This is a genomic window from Kitasatospora griseola, assembly GCF_014648555.1.
In the GTDB taxonomy this organism is placed as follows: Bacteria; Actinomycetota; Actinomycetes; order Streptomycetales; family Streptomycetaceae; genus Kitasatospora; species Kitasatospora griseola.
In genome coordinates this window covers 94,715-103,462 of record NZ_BMRI01000005.1, presented here as the reverse complement: position 1 = coordinate 103,462, position 8,748 = coordinate 94,715, and the positions used below count along the sequence as shown (strand labels likewise).

Sequence of the window (8,748 nt, the reverse complement as noted above, 5' to 3'; positions counted from 1 at the left end):
GCGCCGCGGTCGAGGAGGGCATCGTCGCCGGTGGCGGCGCCTCGCTGGTGCACGCCGCGAAGGTCCTGGAGGACGGCCTCGGCCTGTCCGGCGACGAGGCGACCGGTGTCGCCGTGGTCCGCCGCGCCCTGGTCGAGCCGCTGCGCTGGATCGCCCAGAACGCCGGCCTTGAGGGCTACGTCATCACCTCCAAGGTCTCCGAGCTGGAGGCCGGCCAGGGCTACAACGCCGCCACCGGCGAGTACGGCGACCTGGTCAAGGCCGGCGTCATCGACCCGGTCAAGGTCACCCGCTCCGCCCTGGAGAACGCCGCCTCCATCGCCTCCCTCCTCCTCACCACCGAGACCCTCGTGGTCGAGAAGAAGGAAGAGGAAGAGGGCGCGGGCCACGGCCACTCGCACGGCGGGCACGGCCACAGCCACTGAAGTGCCAACCGCTAGCTGACCCCTGAGGGGCAGCGACCACAGGGGCGCGAGGAACTGCGCGACCGGCCATGCACTCTCGTAGTGCGGGGCCGGAGCGTGCAGGGCCTCGCGCCCTTTCGCGTGGGCGGGTGGGCGCGTGGGGGTACCTCCAGCGCCCCCGGTTTCGCACCCGCTCGCGCCCCTGCTTTCGCACCCGCTCGCGCCCCGGTTCGCGCCCGCGGTTTCGCGTCCGTCCGTGCCCGCTGCGCTCTCCCCTAAGGTTGATGGCGTGATTGAAGCCCGCCATCTCCGTGTTCTGCATGCCGTCGCCCGGACCGGGTCGTTCTCCGCTGCGGCGCGGGAGCTGGGGTGCACGCAGCCTGCGGTGAGTCAGCAGATGAAGGCGCTGGAGAAGGCGGTGGACACCCCGCTGGTGGTGCGGTCGGGGCGGGAGATGCAGTTGAGCGAGGCCGGGCGGGTGCTGTTGAAGCATGCGAACGGGATCCTCGCGGGGCTGTCGGCCGCGGAGGAGGAGGTCGCGGCGATCGCCGGGCTGCGGGCGGGCCGGGTGCGGTTGGTGTCGTTCCCGACGGCGAGTTCGACGCTGGTGCCGCGGTCGGTGGCGCAGGTGCGGGCGGCGCATCCGGGGGTGCGGGTGTCGTTGGTGGAAGCGGAGCCGCCGCAGGCGCTGGCGATGCTGCGGGGCGGGGAGTGCGAGGTCGCGCTGGCGTTCCGGTATCCGGACTCGCAGGGCGGGCTGAGCCTGCCGTCCCCGCACGCGACGTTGCGCGAGGCCCGCGCGGAGGCGGCGCTGGAGGCGGCGGCGACGGCCGCGGCGAACGACTGGTCGGAGCTGGTGGTGCGGCCGCTGCTGGACGATCCGCTGGTGGGGCTGGTGCCGACCGGGCATCCGCTGGCGGGCCGGGGCGAGGGCGAGCCGGTGGATCTCGCGGAGCTGGCGCGGGAGCAGTGGATCGCGGGCTGTCCGCAGTGCCGGGGGCACCTGGTGGAACTGTGCACGGACGCGGGCTTCGCGCCGGCGATCGAGTTCGCCACCGACGACTATCCGGCGGTGGTGGGCCTGGTGGGCGCGGGTCTGGGGGTGGCGGTGCTGCCGGGCCTGGCGCTGGAGTCGGTGCGGCATCCGGGGGTGGTGGCGGTGCCGGTGCGGGTCGCGTCGGGGGAGCCCGCGCGGCGCGAGGTGGTGGCGTTGACCCTGCCGGACCTGGCGGGGGTTCCAGCGGTGGAGCTGATGCTGGATCAGCTCGCGGCGGCGGCCGCCGCCCGGTGAGGCGTCCGCGCCGACCGGTGGACGGGCGGCGCGGCGGATTCAGGGAAACGTTTTTTCAGCTGTTCGAGGGCCGCTGCCGGGACAGCTGACGGGGGCATGCGCGGCCGCTCATCGGGTGCTCAGTGGCGGACGGTCTGCGGCATCGCCAGCGGGACCTGGACCAGTCGGTTGCGGGAGCGGCCGAGCAGTTCTTCGCGCTCGTCCTCCGTCATGCCGCCCCAGACTCCGTAGGGCTCGCGGACGGCGAGGGCGTGGGCCGCACACTGGGCGCGTACCGGGCAGCGCATGCAGACCTCCTTGGCGCTCGCCTCGCGGGAGGTCCGGGCCGCGCCGCGCTCGCCCTCGGGGTGGAAGAACAGCGAGCTGTCGACGCCGCGGCAGGCGGCGGAGAGCTGCCAGTCCCAGAGGTCTGCGTTGGGGCCGGGGAGGCGGGAGAAATCTGCCATGGCTCATTCCCTTCGAGGGTGCGGGACCTGGCGGCCCGGACGGGCTTGCTCCGGCGAGGCTGCACGGGACCGATACGGACACCTGGAAATATGACTTACACCCAACTACACGGACAAGTCACCCACAGTCCGACACAACAGTCAATGACCTAACGGAAGCTATAAAAACGGACAAACGGTGCAATAGGTTTTGAGTTGCACCACTCCCCGATCGGAGGCTCGACGGGGCGCGGGCCGCGGCCGGAAGGCGTGCGCGGCGCGGACACCGCGCGCGAGCTGCACAAAAGTGCGGCGTGTGCACCGCGAGGTGGCTCTTGTGTGATGGGTCGGCCACGTACAGTGGTGGAGATGGACCTGAGCCGTAACTCATTCGAGTGACGGTCGTTGGATGTACGGAGGCGGTCAGCAGGCGCAGGACATCGGGATCGGTCGCGGAGCGAGGCGATCGGAACGGGGTCCGTCCCGGCGGCCGTGTCGGAGAGGTTCGTACCAGCCAGGAGGCTCAACGTGACGCGGATCAGCTGCGGAGGACGGTCATGACATCCGTACTCGTCTGCGACGATTCCCCGCTCGCCCGGGAGGCACTGCGCCGCGCGGTGGCGACCGTGCCCGGCGTGGACCGGGTGACCACTGCGACGAACGGTGAGGAGGTCCTCCGCCGCTGGGTGGCCGACCGTTCCGATCTCGTTCTGATGGACGTTCGGATGCCCGGACTCGGCGGGGTGGAGACGGTCCGCCGACTGCTCTCGGCCGACCCGGGCGCCCGGATCATCATGCTCACCGTGGCCGAGGACCTGGACGGCGTGGCCCTCGCGGTCGCCGCCGGGGCCCGCGGCTACCTGCACAAGGACGCCTCGCGCGCCGAGCTGCGGGCCACCGTCACCCAGGCGCTGGCCGACCCGACCTGGCGCCTGGCGCCGCGCCGGCTGCGCAGCCCGGACATGGGCGCCGCACCGACTCTGACGGCCCGTGAGATCCAGGTGCTGGAGGGGATGAGCCACGGCCGCAGCAACGCGGAGATCGGCCGCGAGCTGTTCCTGTCCGAGGACACCGTGAAGACGCACGCCAGGCGGCTGTTCAAGAAGCTCGGCGCCTCGGACCGCGCGCACGCGGTGGCGCTGGGCTTCCGCTGGGGCCTGGTCCGCTGAGCGGGTGCGGGGACAACTGCGTTCGCTCGGACGTGTGACGTTGTGGTCCCGAGGCTGCACCATGGAGTAGTGGAGCACCTCGGGGACCAGCGGACAGGCAGGGGAGGCGGCACGGTGCACCCGGCGACGCATAACGTTCCGATGCACAAGTCCGGACGCGGTGCCGCGTTTTCCGGTCCGACCAGGCACCATGGACCGATGCATGACGACGAGGAGGCCGCCGGCACCGATCCGGCGCAGCCCGCCCCCGAGGGTGCGGCTGCCGCTCCGTCGTCGGCACCGGAGGGTCGGGCGGCGGGATCCGACGGTGCGTCGGATGCGGGCGCTCGTCCGCAGGCCGCGGGCGCCACCTCGCCGGAGGAGGCCGCGCTGGTCGCGGCCGCGGTGCGCGGGGACGGCCCGGCGATCGAGGCGCTGCTCGGGTACGTGCTGCCGCTGGCGCTGCGGTACTGCCGGGGGCGGTTGGTCCGGCTGCCCGGCGGGGCCCGGCACCATGTGGACGACGTGGCGCAGGAGGTGTGCGTCGCCGTGCTGTGCGCGCTGCCCCGCTACCGGGACACCGGCCGCCCGTTCGAGGCCTTCGTGTACGGGATCGCCGCGCACAAGATCGCCGATCTGCAGCGGGCCGCGATGCGCGGGCCCGGTTCGACGGTGATCCCGCCGGACGACCTGCCGGAGACGCCGGACGACTCGCTCGGCCCCGAGGAGCGGGCGCTGCTGTCCAGCGACGCTGCGTGGATCAAGGAGCTGCTGTCCAACCTGCCGGCCCGGCAGCGCGAACTGGTGCTGCTGCGGGTGGCGGACGGGCTGTCGGCGGAGGAGACCGGCGAGGTGCTCGGCATGTCGCCGGGCGCGGTGCGGGTGGCCCAGCACCGGGCGCTGTCGCGGCTGCGGGCGCTGGCGGAGGAGTCCGGCTAGCCGGTCCGGCCGGGGGGAAGATGCGCGGGGGCGCGCGCGTTGTCAAGAGGGCGCGACGACACACCCCGCGGCACCAGTACCATGGGGTATCGGCGCCTGGCCGGGTCGCCAAAGTTTCTCCGGTGTGCGCGGTCCTCGGTTGGAGGATCGACCGAACGCCGGGCGTCCTTGGCGGCCGAGAGAGCCCTGGCGCCCGTGCGCAGAACGACGGCCCGCCACGGAAGGTTCCCCATGTCTTACAACGCCGCCGGCGTACCCGAGAAGTTCGCGATGCTCGGACTCACGTACGACGACGTCCTGCTGCTGCCCGGGGCTTCCGAGGTGCTCCCCAACCAGGTCGACACCTCCTCGCGGATCTCCCGGAATGTGCGGGTCAACATCCCGCTGCTGTCGGCGGCGATGGACAAGGTCACCGAGTCGCGGATGGCGATCGCGATGGCCCGGCAGGGCGGCGTCGGCGTCCTGCACCGCAACCTGTCGATCGAGGACCAGGTCAACCAGGTCGACCTGGTGAAGCGCTCCGAGTCCGGCATGGTGACCGACCCGATCACGGTCGGCCCGGAGGCCACGCTGGCCGAGGCCGACGCGCTGTGCGCCCGGTTCCGGATCTCCGGCGTCCCGGTCGCGAGCCCGGACGGCAAGCTGCTGGGCATCGTCACCAACCGTGACATGGCCTTCGAGACCGACCGCAGCCGCAAGGTCGCCGAGATCATGACGCCGATGCCGCTGATCACCGGCAAGGTCGGGATCTCCGGCGAGGATGCGATCGCGCTGCTGCGCCGCCACAAGATCGAGAAGCTGCCGCTGGTCGACGACGAGGGCCGGATCAAGGGCCTGATCACCGTCAAGGACTTCGTCAAGGCGGAGAAGTACCCGAACGCGGCCAAGGACGCCGAGGGCCGTCTGCTGGTCGGCGCCGCCGTCGGCGCCTCCGCGGAGGCGTTCGACCGGGCCCAGGCGCTGGTCGGCGCGGGCGTGGACTTCCTCGTGGTGGACACCTCGCACGGTCACTCGCACAACGCGCTGGCCTGGATCTCGAAGATCAAGTCCGCCGTGTCGGTCGACGTGGTCGGCGGCAACGTCGCCACCCGGGACGGCGCGCAGGCGCTGATCGACGCGGGCGTGGACGGCGTGAAGGTCGGCGTCGGCCCGGGCTCGATCTGCACCACCCGGGTGGTCGCCGGCGTCGGCGTGCCGCAGGTCACCGCGATCTACGAGGCCGCGCAGGCCTGCCAGAGCGCGGGCGTCCCGATCATCGGCGACGGCGGCCTGCAGTACTCCGGTGACATCGGCAAGGCGCTGTGCGCCGGCGCCGACACCGTGATGCTGGGCTCGCTGCTGGCCGGCTGCGAGGAGTCGCCGGGCGAGCTGCTGTTCATCAACGGCAAGCAGTACAAGTCGTACCGCGGCATGGGCTCGCTGGGCGCGATGCAGACCCGCGGCCAGGCGAAGTCCTTCTCCAAGGACCGCTACTTCCAGGCCGAGGTGTCCTCGGACGAGAAGCTGATCGCCGAGGGCATCGAGGGCCAGGTGCCGTACCGCGGCCCGCTGTCCGCGGTGCTGTTCCAGCTGGTCGGCGGCCTGCGGCAGACCATGGGCTACGTCGGCGCCGGGTCGGTCGACGAGATGCAGACCAAGGGTCGGTTCGTCCGGATCACCTCGGCGGGCCTCAAGGAGAGCCACCCGCACGACATCCAGATGACGGTCGAGGCGCCGAACTACACCTCGCGCTAAGGGTTCCAGGGAGCCGCCCGGATCGCAGTCCACGCTGCGGTCCGGGCGGTTCTCGCTGTTCGGTGCGCCCCTGACGGGGCGGCCGGGGCGGTACGGGATACTTGGGTGGCGACCGGGGTGACCCGGTCGGGAGATGGAAAGCAGCAGAAGGGCTCGAAGTGACTGAGATCGAGATCGGGCGAGGCAAGCGCGGCCGCCGGGCGTACTCCTTCGACGACATCGCCGTCGTCCCCAGCCGCCGTACGCGTGACCCGAAGGAGGTCTCGATCGCTTGGCAGATCGACGCCTACCGGTTCGAGCTGCCGTTCCTGGCGGCGCCGATGGACAGCGTGGTGTCGCCGCAGCAGGCGATCGCGATCGGGCAGCTGGGCGGCCTGGGCGTGCTGAACCTGGAAGGCCTGTGGACGCGGTACGAGGACCCGCAGCCGCTGCTGGAGGAGATCGCCTCGATCGCCGACGAGGCGGACGCGACCCGTCGCCTGCAGGAGGTGTACGCCGCGCCGATCAAGGCCGAGCTGATCAAGGAGCGGATCAAGGAGGTCCGTGACTCGGGCGTGGTCACCGCCGCGGCGCTGTCGCCGCAGCGCACCGCCGAGTTCTCCAAGGCCGTGGTGGACGCCGGTGTCGACGTGTTCGTGATCCGCGGCACCACGGTGTCCGCCGAGCACGTGTCGGGCGCGGCCGAGCCGCTGAACCTGAAGCAGTTCATCTACGAGCTGGACGTCCCGGTGATCGTCGGCGGCTGCGCCACCTACACCGCCGCGCTGCACCTGATGCGCACCGGTGCGGCCGGCGTGCTGGTCGGCTTCGGCGGCGGCGCCGCGCACACCACCCGCAACGTGCTGGGCATCCAGGTGCCGATGGCGACCGCGGTGGCGGACGTCGCGGCGGCCCGCCGGGACTACATGGACGAGTCCGGCGGCCGCTACGTGCACGTCATCGCGGACGGCGGCGTCGGCTACAGCGGCGACATCCCGAAGGCCGTCGCCTGCGGCGCCGACGCGGTGATGATCGGCGCCGCGCTGGCCCGTGCCACCGACGCGCCCGGCCAGGGCTACCACTGGGGCATGGAGGCCGTCCACGAGGAGCTGCCGCGCGGCAAGCGGGTGCACCTGGGCACCGTCGGCTCCACCGAGCAGATCCTGGCCGGCCCGTCGCACACCCCCGACGGCACCATGAACCTGTTCGGCGCGCTGCGCCGGGCGATGGCCACCACCGGCTACACCGAGCTGAAGGAGTTCCAGCGGGTCGAGGTCACGGTCAACTCCGGCCACTGATCCCGATCAGCGCAAAGGGCCCCTGCCGTACTCGGCGGGGGCCCTTCCTGGTGGCCCGTCAGGAATCGCCGGCCTTCTTGGCGGCGCTGGCGCCGAAGAACGCGCCGAGTCCCAGGAACAGCACCGACAGGAGGTCGAAGTCGGCCTTCCAGCCCTCGAACAGCAGGTCGAAGTGCTCGGTGAAGAGCGGGACGACGTCGGCGCCGAGCTTCTCGTGGACCATCAGCGCCAGACCGAACAGCTCGCCGAAGAACACGCCGAACAGGGTGATCAGGGCAGCGACCGGCGGCAGCGCCCGGTGCGCGCCGCCGATCTTGCCGACCGCGAAGCCGACCGCGGCGCCGATGCCGATCGCCAGGACGGAGAACTCGCGTTCCATGGCCTTGACGATGAAGCCGTAGAGCAGGGCGGCGGCCAGTGCCGCACCGACGCCGGCCAGGACCGCCAGCGGCACGTTCTTGACGACCGGGGTCGCCGGCGCCGCCGGCGGGGCGACAGTGCCGCCCCACGCCTGCTCGGCGGGCGCGGGCGGGGGGAGCGGGACGCCGCCGGGCGCGGGCGGGGTCTGCGGCGGGGCGGCGTACGGGTTGGGCGCGGCAGGGGCCTGCGGCGGGCCGGCGTACGGGTTGGTGGGCTCGGGCGTGGTCATGTGGGCTTCCCCCGTGGCGATGATGTGAAGAGCGCGCAGAGGCTAGCAGGGCCTGAGGACGATTGGACAGCGCTATTCGCACGGCGGTACGAGCAGGTCGGGAGCGGTCGTTTTCGGTCGGCGGACCGGTGCGGAAGTGACACGAGGGGCGCACGGGGCGCGAGCCGGGCGGGGGCGGGTGGCCGGGCGGGGCGGCGGCAGGGGATGATGGTCCCCCGGCGTGCGACCGCCGCCCGCGGCGGCCCGACATGCCGTCAGGTCCCGGCCGGGCGACCGGCGAGGGCCGCAACACCATGGGGAGAGCGCACCGATGACGCAGCCGCAGGAACCGACCGGCCGACTGCTGGCGGACCGCTACCGGCTGGGCGAGGTGCTCGGCCGGGGCGGCATGGGCACCGTGTGGCGGGCCGAGGACGAGATGCTCGGCCGGGTCGTCGCGGTGAAGGAGCTCCGGATGACCGGGGCCGTCGACGAGGCCGAGAAGCACCGGCTGATCGTCCGCACCCTGCGCGAGGCCAAGGCCACCGCCCGGATCCGGCACACCGCCGCCGTCACCGTCTTCGACGTGGTCGAGGAGGACGACCGGCCGTGGATCGTGATGGAGCTCGTCGACGGCCGCTCGCTGGCCGACGTGGTCCGCGAGGACGGCGTGCTGACGCCGGAACGGGCCGCCGCGATCGGGCTGGATCTGCTCGGTGTGCTCGGCGCCGCGCACAGCCAGGGCGTGCTGCACCGCGACGTGAAGCCGTCCAACGTGCTGATCGGCGAGGACGGGCGCACCGTGCTCACCGACTTCGGCATCGCCAGCGTCGAGGGCGACACCTCGATCACCTCCACCGGCATGCTGGTCGGCGCGCCCTCGTACATCGCGCCCGAACGGG

At 72.5% G+C, this 8,748-nt stretch carries 9 protein-coding genes; 7 read left to right on the top strand and 2 right to left on the bottom strand.

Annotated elements, in window-relative coordinates; genetic code table 11:
- On the top strand, positions 1-425 hold a 425-nt coding region (locus IEZ12_RS37975; protein WP_308431014.1), incomplete at its 5' end, for a TCP-1/cpn60 chaperonin family protein.
- A 268-nt stretch (positions 426-693) separates the two neighbouring features.
- Positions 694-1,695, top strand: coding sequence for a LysR family transcriptional regulator (locus IEZ12_RS08260; protein WP_189271465.1), 1,002 nt, complete (start codon positions 694-696; stop codon positions 1,693-1,695).
- 119 nt (positions 1,696-1,814) lie between these two features.
- Here the strand turns inward: IEZ12_RS08260 and IEZ12_RS08255 are convergent, their stop codons facing one another.
- Complete coding sequence (locus IEZ12_RS08255; RefSeq protein ID WP_100587200.1) at positions 1,815-2,141, bottom strand: WhiB family transcriptional regulator; 327 nt, start codon at positions 2,139-2,141, stop codon at positions 1,815-1,817.
- A gap of 536 nt (positions 2,142-2,677) precedes the next feature.
- Here IEZ12_RS08255 and IEZ12_RS08250 point away from each other — a divergent pair.
- From IEZ12_RS08250 to IEZ12_RS08235, 4 genes are all read left to right on the top strand, one after another.
- Positions 2,678-3,289: a response regulator transcription factor gene (locus IEZ12_RS08250; RefSeq protein ID WP_014136228.1), complete on the top strand. Its 612-nt coding sequence runs from the start codon at positions 2,678-2,680 to the stop codon at positions 3,287-3,289.
- Positions 3,290-3,487: 198 nt separating this feature from the next.
- A complete protein-coding gene (gene shbA, locus IEZ12_RS08245; protein ID WP_189271464.1) occupies positions 3,488-4,207 on the top strand; it encodes an RNA polymerase sigma factor ShbA in 720 nt (239 codons plus the stop codon).
- Between the two features lie 231 nt (positions 4,208-4,438).
- Positions 4,439-5,941, top strand: coding sequence for an IMP dehydrogenase (guaB, locus tag IEZ12_RS08240; RefSeq protein ID WP_043914495.1), 1,503 nt, complete (start codon positions 4,439-4,441; stop codon positions 5,939-5,941).
- A 158-nt stretch (positions 5,942-6,099) separates the two neighbouring features.
- On the top strand, positions 6,100-7,218 hold the full coding sequence (locus tag IEZ12_RS08235; RefSeq protein ID WP_189271463.1) for a GuaB3 family IMP dehydrogenase-related protein: 1,119 nt from the start codon (positions 6,100-6,102) through the stop codon (positions 7,216-7,218).
- A gap of 58 nt (positions 7,219-7,276) precedes the next feature.
- Here the strand turns inward: IEZ12_RS08235 and IEZ12_RS08230 are convergent, their stop codons facing one another.
- Positions 7,277-7,867, bottom strand: a complete 591-nt coding sequence (locus IEZ12_RS08230) for a hypothetical protein (RefSeq protein WP_189271462.1) — start codon at positions 7,865-7,867, stop codon at positions 7,277-7,279.
- A 310-nt stretch (positions 7,868-8,177) separates the two neighbouring features.
- Between IEZ12_RS08230 and IEZ12_RS08225 the strand changes: the two genes are divergently transcribed.
- On the top strand, positions 8,178-8,748 hold a 571-nt coding region (locus tag IEZ12_RS08225), incomplete at its 3' end, for a serine/threonine-protein kinase (protein WP_189271461.1).

Bases quoted from the DNA above. Each gene is read 5' to 3' on its own strand.
- shbA (WP_189271464.1), top strand. From the start codon at position 3,488: ATGCATGACGACGAGGAGGCCGCCGGCACCGATCCGGCGCAGCCCGCC.
- IEZ12_RS08250 (WP_014136228.1), top strand. From the start codon at position 2,678: ATGACATCCGTACTCGTCTGCGACGATTCCCCGCTCGCCCGGGAGGCA.
- IEZ12_RS08230 (WP_189271462.1), bottom strand. From the start codon at position 7,867: ATGACCACGCCCGAGCCCACCAACCCGTACGCCGGCCCGCCGCAGGCC.
- IEZ12_RS08255 (WP_100587200.1), bottom strand. From the start codon at position 2,141: ATGGCAGATTTCTCCCGCCTCCCCGGCCCCAACGCAGACCTCTGGGAC.
- guaB (WP_043914495.1), top strand. From the start codon at position 4,439: ATGTCTTACAACGCCGCCGGCGTACCCGAGAAGTTCGCGATGCTCGGA.